Raw genomic sequence first — 320 nt, forward strand, 5'->3', positions numbered from 1 at the left:
ATGCTTGAAATATTTTACACGAACCAATTCAAAAAAGACTTTAAGAAAGCAAAGAAACAAGGAAAGAATTTAGAGAAATTAAAAGAAGTATTAGTACTTTTACAAGAACAGCAAACATTGCCGCCAAAGTATAAAGACCATGCACTAACAGGAAATTATATAGGTACACGAGAGTGCCATATTGAACCAGATTGGTTACTGATTTATAAAATTGACGGTGATAAATTGATCCTAACTTTAGCCCGAATAGGCTCACATAGTGAATTATTTCGATGAATCGGAAAGATATTACAAATCAATAAAAAACACTACTAAACGAC

The 320-nt window shown here is 31.6% G+C and carries 1 protein-coding gene; it reads left to right on the forward strand.

Going from position 1 to position 320, the window contains the following annotated elements:
- The coding region (locus KQI94_RS16395) for a type II toxin-antitoxin system YafQ family toxin (RefSeq protein ID WP_002360769.1) at window positions 1-276 on the forward strand (276 nt) is incomplete at its 5' end.
- Between the last annotated feature and the right edge of the window lie 44 nt (window positions 277-320).

Source organism: Enterococcus sp. S183_ASV_20, assembly GCF_018919685.1.
In the GTDB taxonomy this organism is placed as follows: domain Bacteria; phylum Bacillota; class Bacilli; order Lactobacillales; family Enterococcaceae; genus Enterococcus; species Enterococcus faecalis.